Origin of the sequence: Limnothrix sp. PR1529 (assembly GCF_002742025.1) — a bacterium.
Lineage (GTDB): Bacteria > Cyanobacteriota > Cyanobacteriia > CACIAM-69d > CACIAM-69d > CACIAM-69d.
In genome coordinates this window covers 1-23,953 of the sequence record NZ_LIRO01000014.1, presented here as the reverse complement: position 1 = coordinate 23,953, position 23,953 = coordinate 1, and the positions used below count along the sequence as shown (strand labels likewise).

The window sequence follows — 23,953 nt, the reverse complement described above, 5'->3', positions numbered from 1 at the left end:
AGATGTGTAGAAGAGACAGGGCCGGGGCCGGGTCGGGGTCAAAGGGGCGATCGATCCGATTGGTCGATCGGGGACGATCCTGAGGCGGCGATGGGTTCGATCGGGGCGGACTCGGCTGGGTTCGGTTGCTGTCGGAAGCCGCTTCTGACCATTCATCCCACTCTGGATCGTGATTCCAACCCTTCTGCGGGCGATCGGGCACAGTCCAATCGGCCAATTCCTGCTCCAGTTCGGCGGCAGTTGCAGAAGGGCGCGGTTCCGCTTGCAGGGAAAACAGGCGCGATCGCCAAGAGGCGTTGCCCGGTTGACCTTTCGCTTGGCCCTCGTTGGCCGATTCCCCGCTGCCCCACTCGTCCTCCAACTCATCGCCTAAGGGCTGATTAATCAAACGCTGACGGGGCGATCGAGACTGCTCGGATTCAGGGGCTGGCCGTCGATCGATCACCGGACGGCGAGGCGGCCGGCCCAATTGAACCAACAGGCCAATCAGGCCCATCGTTGCGGCCCCCGCAGCCACCGCCCCAGCCAGCCACCACCCCAACGGCAAAGCCACCATCGGCCGGCCAAACACCACCAAAGGCAGCAGGGGCAAGGGGTTTTGAGCTGCTAACAACAGCAACCCCACCACCAACAGTAGCAATCCCAACAGGCGCGCCATTACCCGCTCTCTCTCCTTCTCCGGACGACCTTAGCTGTTTCGTGACCTGGCCGTTCAACCAACCTAGCTTGGATTGGGGCCGATGGGAGTGCTTCCGCCGGAGGAGGGATGCGGAGCGGTCTGGCCTTGGGTTTGTAATTGGGAATCCCTGAAAAATGAGAATGGCTGCAAAAAGTTCAACAAGGGGGTTTAGCCCGGCAAGTCTTCGGGCGTTTCGTTGCCCCCTTGCCAGCGCCGGAGAGGCACACAGTCGATCGCCAGGCGATCGAGCGCCCTGGCCACCACAAAATCCACCAAGTCCTCAATCGATTGCGGTTGGTGATACCAAGCGGGGATGGCCGGCACGATCGCCGCGCCGGCCTCGGCCAACTGGGTCAGGTTCCGCAAGTGAATCAAGCTCCAAGGGGTTTCCCGAGGGACTAACACCAGCGGTCGCCCCTCCTTTAGTTGCACATCGGCGGCCCGCTCCAGGAGATCGCTGCTTAAACCCGCTGCCAATTTGCCCACGGTGCTCATGCTGCAAGGCATCACCACCATGCCCAACGTGCGATAGGAACCGCTGGCAATGGTCGCCCCCACGTTGCCGAAACGATGGCAGATGAGCCGCCCTCCGGTGGACACGCCGGCCTGCGATCGCCAAAAAGCTTCCTGGGTCAAGGGTTCAAGGGGCATCTGCACTTGGTTTTCTGACTGCCAAACCATGTGGGCCGCCTTGGAAGCTACCAGTTCGATCGCGTAGTTCGCTGTTAACAGCCACTTCAGGGCCCGCACCGCGTAGATCAAGCCCGAAGCTCCCGAAACTCCCAAAATCAACGGTCGCTGATCCGCTCGATCGCGCGATTGAGATTGATCAAGATTTGGGGAGAGGTTGGGGCTAAGTTCTGTGTGCTCAACGCTGCCGGTCATCGGCCAGTCCGCCATTTCACAGAACAACCGATCGCCTCCGTGAAGGCAATCGCGATCGGCTGTTCATCCAAAAAACTGGTGATCGCATCCCGCAAATAAGCCTGCGTGACAACGGATGGATCCTGGGGGCTGTCATCCACTGCGCCAATGTAGCGCATCACGCTGTTGGCATCCACCAAAAAAGCCTGGGGCGTTTTCTTGGCCCCGAAGCAGTCCGCCACATCCTGGGTGGGATCCCACAGGTAGGGAAAATTCAGCCCCCGCTCCCGAGCAAAGACCTTCATTGCATCAAAGCTATCTTCGGGGAACTGATTGGCATCATTGGCATTGATCCCGATGAGCGTTACGCCCTGTGGCTCAAATTCCGCTTGCAGAGCCTTCAGCCGATCGAGATACATCCCCACGTAGGGGCAGTGATTACACATGAAAATCACCACCGCCGCTTTGTATTGACCGAGATAGGTCGCAAAGTGGTGTACTTTGCCATCGGCCCCAGGAATTTCAAAATCGGGGGCGTATTTTCCGATACGTTCCATAAGCATGGGGGTAAGCCAGTTGCGCCGCGCTCAGACGGCTAGTTTGCTGGGGGTCTCAGCGAGGGGGTGCCACTTCGCCGAGAGCCGTCTATCCGGAAGCACACTTCCATTGATTCTACGAGGATTCGGCCAGATTCGTGCGCTGGAATCATTTAACCTCAAGAACCCTAAGCCGTTTGCGCCAGGATGGGAATTCATGAACTTGCGATCTTGGGTCGATCTCGGGGTGTGCAATGTTGAAGCGGCCTTGAAGCAACGTGCGATCGGCTGTCGTCGTTGAGATTCCGGCTTGGCTCAGGATTGGCTACGGATTTGCCCTAGATTCACCCTGCCATGCGGGCGCGATCGGTTGGTTTCTAGTTCCGAAATCAGCGGCTCAGTAAGGCTCAGGATGGGCAAGCCTTGGCAAGTCATGGATCGGCCATGCCATGCAAGCTCTCTGCAAGATCTCAATTTCGGATTGCGAGATTTCAGTAGGGGGTTGCAAGTCAGGATGGGATGGACAATTCGTCGGAATTTGTCAGGATTTGCCGGGCGATCGGGCGCTTTGTAAAATATCTAAGTGAAATTACGCAATTAATTCGCAAGTCTTGGCATTAAATCGCACTCCGCAAGAATTGGGCCGAGGGATGCGGAAAACAGAAACCGATCGCGAATGGCTCGGGAAATTGGGGCGATCGGGGTTTGGGCAGCACCTGAGGCCATGCTTGAGACCAAAATTTGGAGAAAGCAGTGGGGAAAGGCAGCGGCAAAAGGCCATTGGGAAACCCGTTGGGAAACTGGCACAATACCGAATTGGAGTTCTGAATCCCCAGCATGGCTTGCTCCCGGTTGGTTGGCTGGTTGTCGGCTGAGCCATGGATTCATGACCCAACGCACCCTATTGCACCTTTGCCACTGCCATGACCATTGCGATCGACTTTGGAACCAGCAACACGGTGGTGACCTATCTCAACCCCGTAACCGGCAATCCCGAAACCCTGGATCTCAGTGGACTTTCGGTGCGACAGTCTCCCAACCCGCCGCTCATTCCCAGCCTGTTGTACGTGGCCCAGGCGGCCGAAGGTCAGGTGGTGGCTGGTCAAGCAGTGCGCGATCGGGGGCTGGATCAATTGGCCGATGGGCGCTTATTTCGGGGATTCAAACGGGGGATCGGAACCGCCGTCCAAGGATTTGTGCCCGAGTTAGACGGGCGATCGGTGGATTTTGAGCAGGCGGGGCAGTGGTTTTTAGATGCCATCGCCCGCGCCCTGACAGAGCAGCAGTTTTTGGGCGGTGCAGGGGCTGGGTCACAACTGATTTTGACCGTGCCGGTGGATAGTTTTGAGCAATACCGCAATTGGTTAACCCGGGCGATCGCCCAGTCGGCCTTGGGGCAAATTGAACAGGTGCGTTTGCTGGATGAGCCAACAGCGGCGGCTTTGGGCTATGGCGCAGGCGATCGGGACTTGGTGTTGGTGGTGGACTTTGGTGGCGGCACGTTGGATCTGTCCCTGGTGCGGCTCGATCGCCCCAGTGCCACTAGTGCTGGCCGGCCCTTGGGGTTTTTGTTGAAGTGGGGGAACCGCGCCATCGAGGATTCCCAACAAACCGTGAAAACCGCCAGGGTTTTGGCCAAAGCAGGCTTAAACTTGGGCGGATCCGATTTGGATAACTGGATTGTGGACTATTGGAGTCAACAGCAATCTGCGGTGGATTTGCCAGGCAATGCCTTGGGTAATTCTTCGGGCAATCTCGCGGGTCATTCCTTCCAGAAAACGCCAATTTTGCTGCGATTGGCGGAGCGGGTCAAAATTGCCCTTTCGCATCAGGAAACAGCCCAGGAAGTCTACTTTGATGACGCGACGTTTAATAGTCTAGAACTAAGCCTTTCACGCACAGAATTGGAAGCCATTTTGCGCGATCGGGGTCTGTTTCAACAACTCGATCGCGCGTTAGATCAAATTTTTCAGCAAGCCATTCGCCAGGGACTAGAACCCCAGTCGATCGAAGCGGTGTTATTAGTAGGTGGCACTAGCCAAATTCCTGCCATTCAGTCCTGGATTCGTAACTATTTCCCTGCCGAAAAAGTTGCCACTGATCGCCCCTTTGAAGCGATCGCCCAAGGAGCCTTGAAACTGGCCAGCGGCTTAGAAGTGCGCGATTTTCTCTATCACGGCTACGGAATTCGCTATTGGAACCAACGGGAAAAACGCCACAGTTGGCATCCCATCATCCCCAAAGGTCAGCCTTATCCCACCGCCAAGCCCGTGGAATTGCTCTTGGGAGCCTCCATTGAAAATCAGCCCCAAATTGAACTGATCCTTGGAGAATTGGGCGACGAAGAACAGCGCACCGAAATCTTCTTTGATGGCGATCGATTGGTCACCAAAACCATCGGTGGCCAAGCCTCAGTGCAACCGCTAAATGATCGGGATGGCGCACGCAGTTTGGCTCAACTGGATCCGCCTGGAATGCCTGGCATTGACCGAATTCGGGTGGCCTTTGAAGTGGATGCCGATCGCACCTTGCGAGTTACCGTTGAAGACTTACTGAGCGATCGCACCCTGCTCAACCAATGCCCGATCGCCCAACTGAGTTAAGTTCTGGTAAGTCCCGCCATCCCTGAACTTGCTGTTAATCCCTATTCATCCCTGAACCAGTGCCATGGGCAGCCCAAGGGGTGTTTCGCCAGCTCGCAGCTCCCCCAACTGACAGGCCACATTGGGGCACGATGTGCAAGGGTTGGCGAGTATTGACTCGTATTCGTTAGCATGAGCAAGATAAAACATTCAACTTCAGTCTTGGCTGCATTGGGCTTCATTGGGTGCTATTGGATGCAATAGAACTCCGATGTGGTCTAAGCTCCTATGCTGAATTCACCTGAGTTCGGGATAGTTTGAAACCTCGCAACTTCTAATGGGTAAGCTAGATCCCAAAAGGCCGTTAGCAAACCATTAGGTACTTGGGGTGGGTAAGGGTAACTTCAGAAGTTCCAAACCCAACCCAAGATCAACAACAATTGACGGTTTCTGCCTATCCCTTGCTCACGTTGTAACTGTTGACTGGTCTCCCAATTTTGATCGCCCTGATCCCGATCGTGCGTCCTCGATTTTGGGTTGGGGAACCGAAATTGCCATGGCTAAACCTAGGGTGTCTTTAGGGCTTTCCCGGGGTCTGGTTGTGTCATTTTTTACAATCAATTTCCGACTATTGTTTCGATTGTTGTCGCCGCTTGATCCAGCCAACCTGACTTAGTTGAGGGAAATTTGACCTGAAAGTCGCTGAAGCAGGATGAAAGATTCAACAAACTCCACCTGCAACCCGACTGATATCAACCACTAGCGCTTTAGGTCTTAGGAATTTGGGGGGTTAGAAATTTTTCAGCATCGATCACCACTAGTCCTTGGCCCATGGATCCCAATCCCAGTGCGCTCATCACCCATCGGAGCTAGTTGTCTCTTGGTGCATATCATTCCTGTCCATTGACCGCGATCGCTTTCGAAACGCGATCGATTGCCAAAAATAGTGCTATTCAGGAGTTTGAGTTAGGGGGTAACCAACAGCGCTCTGGAGTGCTGAAGCGGGGTGAATCGCCCCCCCTAGTTGCATCACTCCAGTGCAGCAGAATCCAGTCGTGCTGAGTGAGGATCACCTGTCAGAATGCGCAATTCGATCACCGCCCGCACCGATGCCAATGTTGCGGCCAGTTACCCATCACTCTCATCCAGTCCTCTCTCCCACCCGATCGCATCGCCAGACATGGAGTCCAGCCGCAAACACTACTCACTGTTGATCGTTGACGACACTCCCGACAACGTGGATCTGTTGCGGCGCTACCTGATGCGCTTCAAGAAATTTCGCATTCAAAGTGTTGAAAACGGTCAACTGGCCCTTGAATATCTGCAAAATGTGCCACCTAAGGATCATCCTGACCTGATTTTGATGGATGTGGTGATGCCAAAGCTGAACGGGTTTGAGACCTATCGCGCTTTGCAAACCCTTTACCCTGACTGGGATGTGCCCGTGATCTTCATGACGGGCCTTTCGGACTTGTCCAGCAAGCTCGAAGGGTTGGAACTGGGCGCAGTGGACTACATCATCAAGCCCTTCCAAAAAGAAGAAGTCTTGGCCCGTATTGAGCTGCAATTGCGGCTTTTGGACTTGACCCGGCAGTTACGCGCCAAAAATGAAGAACTGGAGCGGGAGGTGGCGGAGCGGCAGCGGGTGGAAGCCACGCTGTTGACGGTGAATTTGGAACTGGAGCGCCTGGCCACCAGCGACGGCCTGACGCAGGTGGCAAACCGCCGCTGCTTTGACACCACGATTAATCGCGAGTGGCAACGCCTGGCCCAGGATCATCGTCCAATGTCGTTGGTGCTCTGTGATGTGGACTATTTCAAGCGCTTCAACGACCATTACGGTCATCAAGCGGGCGACGATTGTTTGATTCAAGTGGCCCGCACCTTGCAGGATGGCACACGCCGGGCGACGGATTTGGTGGCTCGCTATGGGGGGGAAGAGTTCGCGATTCTGTTGCCAGACACGGACTTGACGATGGCAGTGGAGGTGATCGATCGACTGCGACGGGCGATCGAGAATTTAAAAATTCCCCACGAGCGATCGGAAGCTAGCCCCTGGGTCACGATCAGTTTGGGCTTAGCCTGTCAGTTTCCCAAAATGGGCAATACTCCCCAAAATCTGATCGCCGCCGCCGATGCGGCCCTCTATGAGGCCAAACAGCAAGGGCGCAATACCTACTGCAAGCGCTATCTCTTGGAGAGTTAGGGCCAGCTAACCAGTTGCCAAAGGCTGGGTGCTTCGATCCCTGAGCATTCATCCCCCAAAATCAACGACTTAAAATCAGCGGCTCAAAATCAGCGGCTCAGAATTTGCTGCCCAGAATTAACCGCCCAAAATCAGCGGCTCAGAATTCGCTGCCCAGAATTAACCACCCAGAGTTAATCGCTCGCAATTTGCGATCGGTTCTGTTGCCGGTCTGTTGCCGGTCTGTGGTAGTCTCAGGCCGGTTTTGAGCGATCCCCAGCGCCATGAACGTCACGCCGACCGAGATTCCCGATGTTTTGCTGATTGAGCCGAGGGTCTTTGGAGACGATCGCGGCTTTTTTTATGAGAGCTTCAACAGTCGCACCTTCGCTGAAAAAACCGGCCTTGATGTGACCTTCGTGCAGGACAACCATTCCAAGTCCGTCAAAAACGTGCTGCGCGGCTTGCACTACCAGGTGCAACAACCTCAGGGCAAATTGGTGCGGGCTGGAGCCGGGGCGCTGTTTGATGTGGCGGTGGATATTCGGCGCGGGTCGCCCACCTTTGGTCAATGGGTGGGCTATGAGCTGAGTGCCGAAAACAAGCGCCAACTCTGGATTCCGCCGGGATTCGCCCATGGGTTCCTCACCCTGACCGACGCAGCGGAATTGCTCTATAAGGCGACGGATTTCTATTGCCCAGCGGGCGATCGCTCGATTTTGTGGAACGATCCGCAAATCAATATTGCCTGGAACCTGGATGATGAACCGATTTTGTCGGGCAAAGACCAGGCGGCCAAACCCTTGGCGGAAGCAGATCTGTTTGAGTACGGGCAAATCTAGGATCGCGGAACCATGCGGATTTTATTGACGGGCGCACAGGGGCAGTTGGGCGAGGCCCTGCAACCGGTGTTGGGGGCGATCGGGGAGCTGACGGCGGCCGGGCGCGATCGGGTCAACCTGGCCGACACCGCCACGCTCTACGACGCGGTGATGGCGCTTCAGCCGGATTTGATTGTGAACGCCGCCGCCTACACGGCCGTGGACAAGGCGGAAACCGAAGCTGACTTGGCGATCGCCGTCAACGGCACGGCTCCCGGAATTTTGGCCCAAGCGGCCCAGGATTTGGGCGGGCGGCTGATCCATGTGTCCACGGATTACGTGTTCAACGGACAGCAGGGGCGACCCTACCGGGAAACCGACCCCACCGATCCGCTGGGCAGCTACGGGCGATCGAAGTTGGCGGGGGAAACGGCGATCTTAGCCACAGCCCCGAACCAGAGCGCGATCGTCCGTACCGCCTGGGTCTATGGCGCGGGCAAAACCGGCAACTTTGTGAAAACGATGATTCGGCTGGCGACCGATCGCCCGGAGCTGCGGGTGGTGGCGGATCAAATCGGTTCGCCCACCTGGACGCGGGACTTGGCCGGGGCGATCGGGCAGCTTGCCGGCTGCCTGGATGCCGACACCGCCGGGGTCTACCACTACACCAACAGCGGGGCCGTTAGCTGGTATGACTTTGCCGTGGCGATCATCGAAGAGGCCCGCGCCCTGGGGCTGGAACTTGCGGTGGAACGGATCGTCCCGATCGCCACGGAGGATTACCCAACCCCAGCCCAGCGCCCCTCCTATTCGGTGCTGTGGGGCGGCAAATTGGCGGCGTTGCTCGGCAGTCCGGCTCCCCATTGGCGGGCCAGCCTCCGCAAAATGCTGCCAGAACTGCTGAACCGCTAGATTAATTCCCACCGTAATAGACAAGGGGCTTAAGCCCCTTGCCCCCCAACGATTACTCAACCGCGATCGCAGCGAGTTAACAACATGAAAGCCTTGATTCTTTCGGGTGGCAAAGGAACCCGCCTGCGACCCCTAACCTATACGGGCGCAAAACAGCTCGTGCCGGTGGCCAATAAGCCAATTCTTTGGTATGGCATCGAGCGAATTGTGGCGGCAGGCATTACCGATATTGGGATTATTATCAGCCCGGAAACCGGCGATGAAGTGCGCGAAAAAACTGGCGATGGCAGTCGGTTTGGCGCAAACATTACCTATATTTTGCAAGAGCATCCGTCGGGGCTGGCCCATGCAGTTTCCGTGGGGCAAGAATTCCTTGGTGACTCGCCATTCATTATGTATTTGGGCGATAACGTGATCCAAGCGGATTTGGGGCAGTTTATCGATCAATTCAAAAAGCCCGGTGTGGATTCGGTAATTATCCTGCGAGAAGTGCCCGATCCGCGTGCCTTTGGGGTAGCGGAAGTGGACGCGGCAGGCCGAGTGATTCGGTTGGTGGAAAAACCGAAAAATCCTCCCTCGAATTTGGCGATGGTGGGGATTTATTTCTTTCAGCCCGTGATTCACGAGGCGATCGCCCAAATTCAACCCTCAGCCCGGGGCGAATTGGAAATTGTCGATGCGATTCAAAAGCTAATTGACACGGGCAAAACCGTTGAGGCTTGCACCCTTGAAGGTTGGTGGTTGGACACCGGTAAAAAGGATGATTTGCTAGAAACCAACCGGATTATTCTGGACACCGATTTGCAGCCTTGGAACTATGGCGAAGTCGATGAATCGAGCAAAATTATCGGGCGGGTGGAAATTGGTAAAGGCTCAAAGGTCGTTAATTCCACGGTGCGCGGCCCGGCGGTGATTGGCGAGAATTGCACGATCGAGAATTGCTACATTGGCCCCTACAGCAGCATCAGCGATCGCGCCCATTTGGTGGATGTGGATTTGGATCACAGCGTGGTCTTGGAAGGGGCGGAAATTGTGGGCGTAACGGAGCGAATTATCGACAGCGTGATCGGTCAACGGGTGAAACTCCACGTGGGGCCAAAACGCCCGAAAGCCCTCCGCTTCATGATCGGCGATGACTCCCATATCGAATTAACGTAATGGGGTGAAGCTAATTGAGGGCGCACGGCGGTGCGCCCCTACGAGATGGGGCGAAATGCCGATTCTTTACTTTGTAATTGTGAATTATTGGTGTGGGGAATCGATCGCCCAATTATTACGATCGCTTGCCCAAGACAGCCCCGATCAGAATTATCAAATCCTGATTGTCAATAATTCACCGGAGGATCGATCGCTTGATGCCTTCAGCACTGAATTTGCCCATTGCACAATCCTGGAAACCGGCGGAAATCTGGGATTTGGGCGGGCCTGCAACCGGGCGATCGCCTGGGTGGCCGATCGCGATCCAGGGGCGATCGTTTGGCTGATTAATCCCGATGCGTGGCTACCGGCGGGGACGATGGCGGCGGTCCGATCGCTCCTGAGTCAAGCCGATTGGGCAATTTTGGGCACGGCGATCGATCAACCCGACGGCCGGCCGGAGTTTCGGGGCGGCCGGTTTGATCGGCGATCGGGTCTCATCGAGCCGATCACCCAAGAAGCCCCCACCGATCCCAAAATTCAGCCCACGGATTGGGTCAGTGGATGCAGCTTGTTGATTCATTTGGCGGCGTTTCGAGTTTTGCCCCAGTTCGATCGCCGCTTCTTTTTGTATTACGAAGATTTCGAGTTTTGCCGCCGCTATGCCCGCCAAGGCTACCCGGTGGCGATTGCCCCAAGCCTGCGGGTGATTCATGCCACCTCGACGGTCACGGGCCGCGAGCCAGAGCGGAAACTGCGCTGGTCGATCGGGGGCTATCTGTTGGCCCTGGCGATTCATGGCAGTCGTTGGGCCCTGGTCTATCGGTTGGCGCGGATTTTGATCAGCGCGATCGCCCAGTGGCCGCAGCATCCCGCCCGATCGCGCGCCAAGCTCCAAGGTGTGGCCGATGCTTGGCAAAGTTGGCGATCCACACGCAACGGCTCCCCACGGCGCTAAAGTAAAGCTCGACTTGCTTGGCCCACTTTTTCGGAAACCTATGCTGGACTTGCGCTTAACTCGATCGCTGCCGGAGCCGTTGCGCTCTTGGATGGGGCGGCTGGCGGCTTTGGACGATCGGGGGCGGGGCTGGCTGGGCCTGGCTTGGGTGCTGCTGGTTTGGGCGATCGCCCTGTTTTGGCACTCGGGCAGCGTGGGGCTGGTGGACGAAACGGAGCCGATGTTTTCGGAAGCGGCTCGCCAAATGACCGTCACCGGCGATTGGATCACGCCCTATTTCAACGGAGCCACCCGCTTCGACAAGCCCCCGCTGATCTATTGGCTGACCGCGATCGCCTACAAAATTTTGGGCGTGAATGAGTGGGCCGTGCGGTTGCCCTCAGGATTGGCGGCCCTGGCCACGATCGGGCTGGCCTTTGCCACCCTCTGGCGCTTTTCCGTCACTGGCGAAGCGCGCCAACAGTTTCCCTGGCGACCCTGGCTGGTGGGGGCGATCGGGGCTGGGACGATCGCCTTTTCACCCCACATGATCATCTGGGGCCGGGTTGGCGTGTCCGATATGTTGCTCACCGGCTGCATCAGCACCGCCCTGCTGGCCTTCTTTTGGGGCTATGCCAGCGATCGCCCCCAGGTCAAAACCCTGGCCTATGGGGGCTGCTACCTGGCCATGGCCCTCGGCGTGCTCACCAAAGGGCCGATCGGGGTGGTGCTGCCGGGGCTGATTATTCTGGCTTTTGGGCTATATCTCGGAGAATTCAAGCTGCTCTGGAAGGAAGCGAAGCCGCTCTGGGGTTTGCTTCTGGTGGCGCTGCTATCCGTGCCCTGGTTTGTGCTGGTGATTTTGGCCAATGGGGATGCTTACGTTGAATCCTTCTTTGGTTACCACAACATCGATCGCTTCACCCGCGTGGTCAACCAGCATTCGGCTCCCTGGTTCTTCTATTTCATTGTGGTGGCTTGGGGCTTTGCGCCTTGGTCGGTCTATCTACCGATCGCCCTGGGCCGGCTGGAACTGTGGCGGCGCAAGTGGTGGCTACGGCGATCGCGCGCGGAGCGGTTGCCTCTGTTTGCGGGCGCTTGGTTTTTGGGCGTGTTTGGCTTTTTCACGATCGCTGTGACCAAGTTGCCCAGCTATGTCGTGCCTCTGATGCCGGCCGGTGGATTGCTAGTGGCGCTGCTGTGGCGGGACTTGCTGAGTGGAGACTTGGCCCCGCGTCGATCGATGCCTCGACCGGGTTTGAGCGAACCGCCGATCGCCACGGAAGATGTGGTGTCGCCGGGATTCCACCGCACGGCGATCGCTGCCGTCGTCGTGATGGGCATTTTAGCGATCGCCCTCAGTGCCCAAAACCTCTGGCTCCCGTTGATCAAGGATCCAACCATGCCCCGAATTCGGGAGGTGCTGATCGAATCCGGAGCCATTACGCGGGGGGCGATCGATTGGGCGATCGCTGCTGTCTTTGGTGCAGTGATGATTTACCGGCGACGCTATCGCTGGCTGTGGCTGATCACATGGGTTGGTGGCGTGCTGTTTTTCGTGGGCACGATCGTGCCGGTGACCTTTGCCCTCGATTCCCAACGTCAATTGCCCCTGCGGATCCTGTCGGCGGACGTAATTCGGGTGCGGCAACCGGAGGAAGAGTTGATGATGGTGGGGTTTGCCAAACCGAGTGTGGTGTTCTACACCCAGCAAATCGTTAACTTCTCCCAACGGGCGACCCCGTTAATTGAAGGAGAGCGGGAAGCGCTCAAAATTAACCCCAACCCCAAACCGACCACGGTGTTGTTGTTGGGCGATCGCAAAAAATTGGCGGAAACCGGTTTAGACCAAGTGGGCCAACCGATCGCCGCCGCGGGTTCCTATCAATTATTCCGGGTCGATCGGCGTGCCTTCGCCAACCACCAACCGCCCACCGATCCAGACGATTAACCCGCAAGGTTCAGCGCTAGAAAGTGCTTGATGAGACAAGGGGTTTCAACCCCTTGTCTGGCTTGGTTTTGCCCCTTGTCTAGATTTGACCTGCCTAGCTGGGGGCTGTCTGGATTGGGATTGTTGCCTAATCACCCGAGGGAATCGGCACTTGCTTGATGTCGAAGGGCAGGTTCAAATCATCCGGCAACTGCTGTTGAGTCTGTTTCAGCCACTTCAGGAATTGTTTGCGCAAGCCCTTGAGGGGGCGATCGGGCGTTGCCGTGGCCGATGGGGTGTCCGATGGCGTTGGCTCAACGATCGGCTCCGGGGTCACCGGCTCGATCGACTCAAGCACAATCGGCGGTTTTTCTTCTGTTGGAGGCGCTGACTTGGGTGTAGCCACCGCTGCCGGTTCCGGTTGGGTTGCCGGTTCGATCGGCTCCGTGGTGGGAACTTCCGTTGCTGCTGGTTCCGGCTTTGTTGCCTCCGCTGGTGCAATCACGTCCGGTGGAGCAGCTTCCGGCTCCGGTTCGCTCACCAATGCTGGCGAAGCAGACTCTTCGCGGTCTTCGCTCAGGGAACGGTCGATTCTCTGGGCCTCTGCTTGAGGCAGGGCTGCATCCGGTGGCTCTGGGCTAGCTGGCTCTGGGCTAGCTGGCTCGGCACTGGGTTCCGGCATTGGCTCCGGTTCCGGAGCCGCAGGCAGGTTAACGATCGCTGACTCCTCGGTCGTTTCCGGAATCACCGTTTCCGGTTCTGGAGCCAGAGCGGCGGCCTCCGCCGGAGTCACAGCACTGGGCTGTGGAGCTAGGGTCTCACCCGGGGTGATCGTGTCGTTATTTGTTGCCTTCTCGTCGCCTGCGTCCTCTGGCTCGACCTCTTCCATCGACGGGGCCGCCGGTTCTGATTCTGGGGCGACCGCCTCCGGTGCTTCGGTCTTTGGCGCTTCGGTCTTTGATTCTTCGGTCACGGCCGGCAGGTCTTGCGGCAACGGCGCGATCGGCGCGATCGGCTCAGGCGCGGTCACTGGTTTCGGTTCCGGGGCCGGTGGCTCATAGGTTGGGTCAATCAGCGCCCGAGCTTCCGACTCCGGCAACGCACCCTTCAGCAGTCGGTCGATCGCGCTCGTCTGGTTGGGGTCAAACTCCACCAGCGCCACCGACTCATTAAACGCATTCTCCAGCAGCTCTCCCCGATCGTCGATCAGCTCCAACTTCACCCAGTTTTTGCCCCGACGGAATCCCTTCAAATAAATAGACTGCCAATCATCCAGCAAAAAGCTGTCGCCATTGACCGTCACCCGCACCTTCCAATCCACAATCTCATCATCATCCCGCTCCCGAGCCAGCAGATGCAGCGGTGCATTGGTCAAGTAAAAGTCCAGCAACACCGGCTCCGTGCCTACCGTCCCGATCGGTTGGTTATAGGTCAGCAGTGGCCGGCCTGCGTCGGGAACCTGGGTTTGGGTTTTTGCAAACACATGGAAAGACACCTGAGCATAGGCCCCATCATTCTTAAAGCTTTCATGCCAGGGACGTTCCGCAAAGGCCCGAATTGTGTGGGTTCCCGGCGTTAAGTCGCTAATCGTGATCGGATCCGTGACATCAAAAATCTCTGCCACCGGGCGATCGTCCAACATCAGCTTTAAATGTGGCCCAGCGGCCAGCGCTTCATCCTTAAATAGCGGCAAATCCTGCACCCGCAACTGCACCGCCACCTGTGTTTGCGTCAGGGTTTCATCAGGTCTTGGCGCAATGATCTGCACCTGGGGTTGATAGCGATCCAACTCCCGATTCAATCGCTGCACGATCGATGGTGGTGCTACCTCATCAATGGCCCCCACCACCTTGCCTTGATTGGGTTTAGGCGGCGTGGCCGTCGCCAGCGGCGGTGGCTCCTTGGCGCATCCCCCGATCGGCAACAGGAGGCATCCCCAGACCAACACCACGCATCCCCAGACCATTCGCCGCCCTAGCCCTCGACCCAGCGCCCCGAGCCACCTCATCTCGTTACCTCTTTGCAATCTTCAGTAATGGGTATAGGAACTGATATGACCTAGGCGATCCTAAGCAAACCTAGGCAATGCAGAATTTGGAAAACTTGCGAAATCTGCGAAATTTGCGATCTGAAGGCGATTTGAAATCGAGTCCAGTGTATCCGAGAACCATAGCCGGGCCGCGGTTTCCAGCCTTTACCACAAAGAACTACCCAACTCGACCTCAGATGCTTTGCAATTCTTAATCAAACTGTTTGTAAAGTTTATAAACCTAACTTTCTGGATCTTACTACTGAATAAAAAAGCTCCAATGCCTCATGGGATGAGGCTTTACGGATTTTGAAATATTGTTAACCCCCTCAAGTCCCTTGAAAACCCACGTCTATAATCTTCAAGAGAGAAGCCACCCCGGTCGTTCACTGCGAGCTAGATGCGACGGGAATTCCAGGCAATCTGGCTGTGATGCGTGTCTTGATCCCTGCTATCCAAGCCGTGATCAACACCATCGCTGACCCGCTGTACCCCCCTGCTTGGGGCGCTGCGAAGGCCAGCCGGGTGGATAGTCCTCGTTTCCTGTCTTGAGAGAGGAGAATCTCGATGACGATTAGCCCTCCAGAGCGAGAGGCAAAAGTCAAGGTCTCGGTTGATAAGAATCCGGTTCCGACTTCTTTCGAGAAGTGGGGCAAGCCGGGTCACTTTGATCGAACTTTGGCTCGGGGTCCCAAGACGACGACTTGGATCTGGAACCTCCACGCTGACGCTCACGATTTTGATAGCCATACCAGCGACTTAGAAGACGTTTCGCGCAAAATTTTTAGCGCTCACTTCGGCCACTTGGCCGTGGTTTTCGTTTGGTTGAGCGGCATGTACTTCCATGGTGCACGCTTCTCGAACTACGAAGCCTGGTTGAGCGACCCGACTCATATCAAACCCAGCGCCCAAGTGGTTTGGCCGATTGTGGGCCAAGAAATCCTCAATGGCGACGTGGGCGGTGGATTCCACGGTATTCAAATCACCTCCGGTCTCTTCCAAATGTGGCGGGCCGCCGGTTTCACCAATGGCGATCAACTCTATGTGACCGCGATCGGTGGGCTGGTGATGGCTGCCCTGATGCTGTTTGCTGGCTGGTTCCACTACCACAAAGCAGCACCCAAGCTGGAATGGTTCCAAAATGTCGAATCGGCAATGAACCACCACCTGGCAGGCTTGCTGGGCTTGGGCTGCTTGAGCTGGGCTGGTCACCAAATCCACGTTTCTCTGCCCATCAACCACCTGCTGGATTCGGGTGTGGCGCTGAAGGATATTCCGCTGCCCCATGAATTCATCCAAAACAAGGATCTGATGGCGGAGATCTACCCGAGCTTTGCTCAGGGTCTGACCCCCTTCTTCACGCTGAACTGGGGCGCTTACGCCGATTTCCTCACCTTCAAGGGCGGTTTGAACCCCGTCACTGGTGGTCTGTGGCTGTCGGATACGGCTCACCACCACTTGGCTTTGGCGGTGCTCTTCATCGTGGCTGGTCACATGTACCGCACGAACTGGGGCATTGGTCATTCCATGAAGGAAATCCTGGAAGCCCACAAGGGCCCTTACACCGGCCAAGGCCACAAGGGTCTCTACGAAATCTTCAATACCTCGTGGCATGCGCAACTGGCCGTTAACTTGGCTGTGTTGGGTTCGCTGACGATTGTGATCGCGCACCACATGTACGCGATGCCCCCTTACCCCTACATTGCGACGGATTACCCGACGCAGATCTCGCTGTTCACCCACCACATGTGGATTGGCGCGTTCTGCATCGTGGGTGCTGGCGCTCACGCGGCGATCTTCATGGTTCGTGACTACGATCCGGCGAAGAACGTTGATAACTTGCTCGATCGCGTGATTCGTCACCGCGATGCGATCATCTCGCACCTGAACTGGGTGTGCATTTTCCTGGGCTTCCACAGCTTCGGTCTGTACATCCACAACGACACGATGCGTGCTTTGGGTCGTCCCCAAGACATGTTCTCGGATACCGGTATTCAGTTGCAGCCGGTGTTTGCGCAATGGGTGCAAAACCTGCACGCCCTTGCGCCTGGTAACACGGCTCCTAATGCCTTGGAAATCGTCAGCCACGCTTTTGGCGGCGGCATCGTGGCGGTGGGTGGCAAGGTGGCAATGATGCCGATCACCCTGGGTACGGCGGACTTCATGGTTCACCATATCCATGCGTTCACGATTCACGTGACGGCGCTGATTCTCCTGAAGGGCGTGCTGTATGCGCGTTCGTCTCGCTTGATCCCCGATAAGGCGAACTTGGGCTTCCGGTTCCCTTGCGATGGTCCGGGTCGTGGCGGTACTTGCCAAGTGTCCGGTTGGGATCACGTGTTCCTCGGTCTGTTCTGGATGTATAACTCGCTGTCGATTGTGATCTTCCACTTCTCCTGGAAGATGCAATCGGATGTGTGGGGCACGGTGAACCCTGATGGGTCGGTGGCTCATATCACGGCGGGCAACTTCGCTCAAAGCGCCATTACCATCAATGGTTGGCTGCGTGACTTCCTGTGGGCGCAAGCTTCGCAGGTGATCACCTCCTATGGTTCGGCTCTGTCGGCCTATGGTCTGCTGTTCCTGGGTGCTCACTTTGTGTGGGCGTTCAGCCTGATGTTCCTGTTCAGCGGTCGCGGCTACTGGCAAGAACTGATTGAGTCGATCGTGTGGGCGCACAACAAGCTGAAGGTGGCTCCGGCAATCCAACCCCGTGCTCTGAGCATCACTCAGGGTCGTGCGGTGGGTGTTGCTCACTACCTGCTTGGCGGCATTGTGACCACTTGGTCGTTCTTCCTGGCTCGAATTATTTCGGTCAGCGGCTAATCCCTTTAGCCCCGGATTGCATCTGAGGTCGAGACGCGACTTCGGCAACGAGGATTAAGACAAAAACAGGACTTATGGCAACCAAATTCCCAAAATTTAGCCAGGATCTCGCCGCTGATCCCACGACGCGGCGGATCTGGTACGGGATTGCCACAGCCCACGACTTTGAAAGCCACGATGGCATGACGGAAGAAAATCTTTATCAAAAGATTTTCGCGTCGCACTTCGGTCACCTGGCAATCATCTTCCTGTGGACTTCGGGCAACCTGTTCCATGTGGCCTGGCAAGGCAACTTTGAGCAGTGGGTGAAAGATCCCCTGAACGTCCGTCCGATCGCCCACGCAATTTGGGATCCGCACTTTGGCCAAGCGGCTGTGGATGCGTTCACCCAAGGTGGTGCTTCGGGCCCCGTGAACATTGCGTTCTCTGGCGTTTACCACTGGTGGTACACGATCGGGATGCGCACTGTGGGCGACCTGTACCAGGGCGCTGTGTTCCTGCTGGTGTTGGCGGCTTTGATGCTGTTTGCCGGTTGGCTGCACTTGCAACCCAAGTTCCGCCCCAGCCTCTCCTGGTTCAAGAACGCAGAATCGCGTCTGAACCACCACTTGGCGGGTCTGTTCGGTGTGTCGTCGCTGGCTTGGACGGGTCACTTGGTGCACGTGGCGATTCCTGAATCGCGCGGTGTGCATGTGGGTTGGGATAACTTCCTGTCGGTGGCTCCTCACCCGGCTGGTTTGGCTCCTTTCTTCACCGGTAACTGGGGCGTGTATGCCGAGAACCCCGATACGGCTGGCCATGTGTTTGGCACGGCTCAAGGGGCTGGCTCCGCAATCTTGACCTTCCTGGGCGGTTTCCACCCTCAAACGGAAGCCCTGTGGCTGACGGATATTGCTCACCACCACCTGGCGATCGCGGTGATCTTCATCGTCGCCGGTCACATGTACCGTACCAACTTTGGTATTGGTCACAGCATCAAGGAAATCTTGGAAGCGCACAAGCCGCCTTCGGGCAAGCTGGGCGACGCTCACAAGGGTCTGTTTGATACGCTGAACAACTCGCTGCACTTCCAACTGGCTCTGGCCCTGGCTTCGCTGGGTGTTGTGACCTCGTTGGTGGCTCAGCACATGTATTCGATGCCGTCGTATGCCTTCATTGCGAAGGACTTCACGACCCAGGCTGCCCTGTTTACTCACCACGAGTACATTGCTGGCTTCCTGATGGTGGGTGCGTTTGCCCACGGCGCAATCTTCCTGGTGCGTGATTACGATCCCGCCCAGAACAAGAACAACGTGCTCGATCGCGTGCTCCAGCACAAAGAAGCGATCATCTCGCACCTGAGCTGGGTCTCGCTGTTCCTCGGTTTCCACACCCTGGGCCTGTACGTTCACAACGATGTGGTTGTGGCGTTCGGTACGCCTGAGAAGCAAATCCTGATCGAACCCGTTTTCGCTCAATGGATTCAAGCGGCTCACGGCAAACTGCTCTATGGCTTCGATACGCTGCTGTCGAACCCCGATAGCTTGGCGGCGACGGCTTGGCCGAACCATGGCGATGTGTGGCTGCCCGGTTGGTTGGAAGCAATCAACAGCAACGCTAACTCGCTGTTCCTGACGATCGGCCCTGGCGACTTCCTGGTTCACCATGCGATCGCTCTGGGTCTGCACACCACCACCTTGATTCTGGTCAAGGGTGCTTTGGATGCCCGTGGCTCCAAGCTGATGCCCGACAAGAAGGACTTTGGTTACAGCTTCCCTTGCGACGGTCCCGGCCGTGGCGGTACTTGCGACATCTCGGCTTGGGATGCGTTCTACCTGGCCATGTTCTGGATGCTGAACACGATCGGCTGGATCACTTTCTACTGGCACTGGAAGCACCTGTGCGTGTGGCAAGGCAACGTGGCTCAATTCAATGAGTCCTCGACTTACCTGATGGGCTGGTTCCGCGATTATCTGTGGCTGAATTCGTCGCAGTTGATCAACGGCTACAACCCCTATGGCATGAATAACCTCGCTGTTTGGGCTTGGATGTTCCTGTTCGGTCACCTGATCTGGGCAACGGGCTTCATGTTCCTGATTAGCTGGCGCGGTTACTGGCAAGAATTGATCGAAACCCTGGTTTGGGCGCATGAGCGCACTCCGCTGGCGAACCTGGTTCGCTGGAAGGACAAGCCGGTGGCCCTGTCGATCGTGCAAGCTCGTTTGGTTGGTTTGGCCCACTTCACCGTTGGCTACTTCGTGACCTACGCAGCCTTCTTGATCGCCTCAACTTCGAGCAAGTTCGGCTAAATCTGATTGCCTCCTAGGTAACTAGCAAAAATCCCCCGGTCTCGTTGAGATTGGGGGATTTTGCTATTGCAGAATGGGGCGATCGATTCAATTCAATTCAATCGATTCAGATTCCAATGGCTCGTTCCAATGGCTCGCTTGGTAGGGCGCTGCAATCTCTGGAGACCTAGGGCGATCGATTCAGGATCGCTGGATCGCTTGAATGATGTAAGTCTCCACGGATTCAAGAAAAGACCCATGCAAAAGCGGGGCGCACAGGTTGCCCTGCCTTCGCCCCGCTTGCCATTTCAGTCCTGATTGTTTGAAAGAGGATGGAGCTTAGCGCACCGTCTCGAAGCTGTCAGCACGCGACTTAAATTGCCCCAGGAAGATATCCAAAACCGATCGCTTGCGGGTCTTGATCCGCGCCGAAACTGACATCCCGGCTTGAATCTTTAACTCCAAGCCCCGATTGGTTTTCAGGGTCTGCCGTTCCAGCTCAATCCGAATGGGAAACGTATAGGTGGGGCGCTCTTGGGTGGGTGCTAGGGCATCCGACCCGATCGAGACTAATTTCCCCTTGATGCTGCCAAATTCCAGTGAAGGGAACGTGTCCACACTCACCTCCACTGGCATTCCCACTTCCACGAACCCGATATCCTTGTTGGTTACATAAACCGATGCCACCAACTCGCCATCGGGCACAATGCTCAGCATCGGTTCCGTGGGGCTGGCCACATAGCCCGGGCCGCTGGCCTTAATATCAAAAACCGTGCCAGCAATGGGGGCGCGTAGTTCTTGATAGCGTACCGCTTGCTCTGCTTTCACCAATTGGCTTTGAACCTGGGCAAGCTGACCGACCACGTTGGCATCCTGGCGGCGGTTATCCAGACGGGACTTCGCCAACTGGGTGTCGATGTCGGCGATCGCCCGATCGTTGTCCGCAATGCGGTTTTCCAAATCCGCCGCCCAACTGGTTTGGGTGGTGCGAATTTCCGCCAACTGCGTCCCAATTTCCGCCTGCTTGGTTTGCATGGAAGCCATGAGGCGAGCTTCTTGCTCATTCAAACTGGCGATTTGCCCCTCTAGGGTTGCCACCGCATCAGCATTCGACAGCACAGCCTGCTGTTGGTTCTTGAATTGCAGTCGGGCAACGGCCCCTTCTTCAACGAGGGGCTGCAAATCAGCGATGATTCCCTCATTGATATTCAGGCGTTCTTGGGCCTGTCCCAATCGAATTTGGATGGCCCGTCGTTGGGCGCGAGTGTTGGCCACATCACTGCGCAATTCGTTGATTTGCGAGTTCAGTTCCGCCACGCGCGATTGCAGTTGCGACAGTCGAGAAGCTTGGGCCGCGCGGTTTTCTGCTAAACGACCGGCTTGGCCAGCCGGAGCCGCGCGATCGCCCCGCAGCAGCGCCCGCAGATAGATATTTTCCGCCACTCGCACAGCTCGGTTGCGTTGAAGGTCAATAATACTAGCCTGGCCCTCGCGGGTTAAGCCCAAGCCAGCGGCCTCCGCTCGAATCAGTTGCTTTTGGCGTTCGAGAGAGTCCTGGTTGGCCTTCAGGGATTGCACATCCGCCGCCTGCCCCGTGGGGTCAAAGGTGGCGAGCAATTGGCCCTTTTCGACCCGTTCGCCGTCTTTGACCACAATTTCCCGCACCACCCCGCCGGCCGGTGCTTTGATCGGTTTTGTGGAGTCCTTGGGCTGCAACTTACCGGCCGCCGGGACGGACTGGTCAATCTGGGCCACTGCGGCCCAAGTGATGCCGCCGACCACAAAGGTCACAATCAACCAAATAAATCCACTGGCGAGCAATGCCGGCCGTTGTAGCAAGACCGGTTGCTCTTCCCGTTCGATAAAGGCCTTTAGCATTGAGTTTCACCAAATAGCAGACTGAAAGGACTGAAAGGATTGACGGGTTACAAACAAACGGGGTGAGGACGGGGGGAATCGCTAGCTAAACGACCCCTCCTGTTGTTGGAACAGGCAATAGTAGCGACCCTTCATAGCCATCAATTCCTCGTGGGTTCCCTGTTCAACCACGGCCCCCTTATCCATCAGGATGATGGAGTCTGCGTTCAGAACCGTGTTCAAGCGGTGGGTGATGAAGAACACCGTGCGGTTTCGGAACTCAACGGCCAGGTTATTACAAACCTGACGTTCTGAGTTGTAGTCCAGGGCGCTGGTGGCTTCGTCCAAAATCAGGAGTTTGGGCTGTTGCAAAACGGTACGGGCGATCGCAATCCGCTGTCGTTGTCCCCCAGAAAGCCCGGTTCCCCGTTCCCCAACCACGGTGTTGTAGCCGTTGGGCAACTGCATGATGAAGTCATGAGCGGCGGCCACCTTGGCGGCGTGAATCACTTCCTCAGTGGTGGCATCCGGGTTGGCCAACATGATGTTTTCTTGCACCGTGCCCGTAAACAGAAGGGTGTCTTGCAGCACCATCCCGATTTGTCGGCGCAGGGAGTAGAGTTCTACCTTGCTGATGTCGTAGCCATCAATTTGGATGTAGCCAGCGGTGGGAGCGTACAGCCGCTGGAGGAGTTTCATGAGGGTGGATTTCCCGGAACCGGATTCCCCCACAATTCCTACAAAAGTGCCCGGGGCAAAGTCGAGATTGACGTTGGCTAGCTGCAAGGGCCCCGTTTCTGCAAAGCGGAAGGAGAGGTCGGAGAACTTGACGGAGCCGACCAATTCCGGCATGGGGATATTGTCGCGATCGGCATCGCTGGACTCCGGTTGGCTGTCAACAATATCCGCCAGACGTTCCACAGAAATTGAAATCTCCTGCACCTGTTGCCAAGCACCCACCAGGCTGAGGAGGGAACCCGTGACGTTTCCGGCCAGGATTTTGAAGGCGATCAATTGCCCCAGGGTGATTTGGTTGCCAATCACCAAATAGGCCCCCGCCCAGAGCAGGGCTAGGGTAGACAGGCTGTTCAGGAAGGAGGTGGCCCCCCCGATCGTGGTGCCGGTCATGATCGTTTTGAAGTTTGCCTGGATCATGCGGGCGTAGCGCTCTTGCCACTGCCACAGCACCTTGGTTTCGATGTTTTGGGCCTTGACGGTTTGGGCCCCGGAAATCACTTCCACCATGTAGGAGTCCACGTCGGCGCGGCGTTCCGCTTGGCGACGAATGAGTTGGCGGATGATCGGGGCGGCAAAGACGATAATCCCGCCTAAGATGGGGACGACCGCCAGGGCCACCAAGGTGAGCAGCCAACTGTAAACCACCATCACCACGATGTAGATCACCGAGAAGATGGCGTTCAGGAAAACGGTGAGGGCCGTGCCGGTCAGGAAGTTCCGAATGCTGTCGCGCTCATTGACCCGACCCGCCAGTTCACCCACCCGGCGCACGTCAAAGTAGCCCAGGGGTAGACGCATCAGGTGACTGATGATGGCGGAACCGACGTTCATGTCGATTCGGTTCATGGCATCGACAAACAGGTAAGTCCGCAGGATGTTGAGGATCCCTTCAAAGACGGCCACACCCAACATGAAGAAGCCGAGGGCATCCATGGTTTCGATGCTGCCTTGGCCCAACACTTTGTCGATGATCACCTGGGTGATGATCGGCTGCACCAACCCGAAGGTTTGAACGAAGAAGGACGCGACGACCACTTCGATCAGGGCGCGTTTGTAAGGCAGGATCCAGGGAACGAACCAACTGAGACCGAATTTTTCTGGCAGTTCTTCTACGGGGGCTTCGAGAAGCAACACCATGCCGCTTTCGCCCCAGCTTTCTAGGAACTGCTGGGGGGTTTTGCGCATCACGCCTTCTTCGGGGGTGGCGAGGATGATGCGGGTTTCGGAAATGTCGTAGATGACGGCGAAGCTATCTTTCCAGGGGGTGAGGGCGGGTGCTTTCAGCCGATTGATCAAGACACCGGAAATTTGGATCAGTTGGGGGCGAAAGCCGATGGTTTGGGCGATCGCCCCGCAAACCTGCATGGAGATTTGCCCGGTGGCCCGCAGTTGATCTTCCAGGAGCCGCCGAATCCGGTCTTTGCGGAATTGCAACCCGGGCACGAATTCATTCAGCATCTGGAAGCAGGCCAGAGTGCCGTTGACGGGCCCCCGCCCCCGCACATGGGGATAGGTGGCGGGCTGGGTGAGTAGGGCTTCTCGGGGGAGTTCGGGCGGTTTTTCGGGGGCGAAGGGAATTTCGGGAACGGGAACCGGAGCTGCCGCAACGGGAGCCGGTTCGGTGACGGGGGCGGCGTTGCCGGTGACGATATC

14 protein-coding genes and 1 pseudogene are annotated in these 23,953 nt (G+C 56.8%); 9 read left to right on the top strand and 6 right to left on the bottom strand.

What is annotated here, in order from left to right; translation table 11 throughout:
- The 3 genes and pseudogenes from AMR42_RS03270 to AMR42_RS03260 form a co-directional block, all read right to left on the bottom strand.
- Window positions 1–658: pseudogene (locus tag AMR42_RS03270) on the bottom strand (hypothetical protein); the annotation flags it as partial.
- 189 nt (window positions 659–847) lie between these two features.
- On the bottom strand, window positions 848–1,579 hold the full coding sequence (locus AMR42_RS03265) for a flavin prenyltransferase UbiX (RefSeq protein ID WP_234406553.1): 732 nt from the start codon (window positions 1,577–1,579) through the stop codon (window positions 848–850).
- Window positions 1,561–2,106, bottom strand: coding sequence for a thioredoxin family protein (locus AMR42_RS03260; protein WP_234406551.1), 546 nt, complete (start codon window positions 2,104–2,106; stop codon window positions 1,561–1,563). The genes AMR42_RS03265 and AMR42_RS03260 overlap by 19 nt, the downstream gene beginning before the upstream one ends.
- Window positions 2,107–3,002: 896 nt before the next feature.
- Here AMR42_RS03260 and AMR42_RS03250 point away from each other — a divergent pair.
- The 7 genes from AMR42_RS03250 to AMR42_RS03220 all read left to right on the top strand — a co-directional run bounded on the left by AMR42_RS03250 (window position 3,003) and on the right by AMR42_RS03220 (window position 12,604).
- Entirely contained in the window at window positions 3,003–4,682 is a 1,680-nt protein-coding gene (locus AMR42_RS03250) for an Hsp70 family protein (RefSeq protein ID WP_099532043.1), read from the top strand.
- A gap of 1,060 nt (window positions 4,683–5,742) precedes the next feature.
- Complete coding sequence (locus AMR42_RS03245) at window positions 5,743–6,867, top strand: diguanylate cyclase (protein ID WP_099532042.1); 1,125 nt, start codon at window positions 5,743–5,745, stop codon at window positions 6,865–6,867.
- 263 nt (window positions 6,868–7,130) lie between these two features.
- Window positions 7,131–7,688 carry a dTDP-4-dehydrorhamnose 3,5-epimerase gene (gene rfbC / locus AMR42_RS03240; RefSeq protein WP_099532041.1) on the top strand — a complete coding sequence of 186 codons (558 nt, stop codon included), beginning with the start codon at window positions 7,131–7,133 and terminating at the stop codon, window positions 7,686–7,688.
- A 12-nt stretch (window positions 7,689–7,700) separates the two neighbouring features.
- Window positions 7,701–8,579 carry a dTDP-4-dehydrorhamnose reductase gene (rfbD, locus tag AMR42_RS03235; RefSeq protein WP_099532040.1) on the top strand — a complete coding sequence of 293 codons (879 nt, stop codon included), beginning with the start codon at window positions 7,701–7,703 and terminating at the stop codon, window positions 8,577–8,579.
- Between the two features lie 84 nt (window positions 8,580–8,663).
- Window positions 8,664–9,737, top strand: coding sequence for a glucose-1-phosphate thymidylyltransferase (locus tag AMR42_RS03230; RefSeq protein ID WP_099532039.1), 1,074 nt, complete (start codon window positions 8,664–8,666; stop codon window positions 9,735–9,737).
- Window positions 9,738–9,792: 55 nt separating this feature from the next.
- On the top strand, window positions 9,793–10,674 hold the full coding sequence (locus AMR42_RS03225; RefSeq protein WP_099532038.1) for a glycosyltransferase: 882 nt from the start codon (window positions 9,793–9,795) through the stop codon (window positions 10,672–10,674).
- Window positions 10,675–10,714: 40 nt separating this feature from the next.
- Window positions 10,715–12,604, top strand: a complete 1,890-nt coding sequence (locus tag AMR42_RS03220) for a glycosyltransferase family 39 protein (RefSeq protein ID WP_199858073.1) — start codon at window positions 10,715–10,717, stop codon at window positions 12,602–12,604.
- A gap of 127 nt (window positions 12,605–12,731) precedes the next feature.
- Here AMR42_RS03220 and AMR42_RS03215 read toward each other — a convergent pair whose 3' ends face one another.
- The gene (locus AMR42_RS03215; RefSeq protein ID WP_143472912.1) at window positions 12,732–14,549 is read right to left on the bottom strand and encodes a hypothetical protein; all 1,818 of its coding nucleotides are present in this window, start codon (window positions 14,547–14,549) and stop codon (window positions 12,732–12,734) included.
- 630 nt (window positions 14,550–15,179) lie between these two features.
- Between AMR42_RS03215 and psaA the strand changes: the two genes are divergently transcribed.
- Window positions 15,180–17,438, top strand: a complete 2,259-nt coding sequence (gene psaA, locus AMR42_RS03210) for a photosystem I core protein PsaA (RefSeq protein ID WP_099532036.1) — start codon at window positions 15,180–15,182, stop codon at window positions 17,436–17,438.
- 74 nt (window positions 17,439–17,512) lie between these two features.
- Complete coding sequence (gene psaB / locus AMR42_RS03205; RefSeq protein ID WP_099532035.1) at window positions 17,513–19,726, top strand: photosystem I core protein PsaB; 2,214 nt, start codon at window positions 17,513–17,515, stop codon at window positions 19,724–19,726.
- Window positions 19,727–20,044: 318 nt separating this feature from the next.
- Here the strand turns inward: psaB and AMR42_RS03200 are convergent, their stop codons facing one another.
- Entirely contained in the window at window positions 20,045–21,583 is a 1,539-nt protein-coding gene (locus tag AMR42_RS03200) for an HlyD family efflux transporter periplasmic adaptor subunit (protein WP_099532034.1), read from the bottom strand.
- Between the two features lie 81 nt (window positions 21,584–21,664).
- The coding region (locus AMR42_RS03195) for a peptidase domain-containing ABC transporter (protein ID WP_099532033.1) at window positions 21,665–23,953 on the bottom strand (2,289 nt) is incomplete at its 5' end.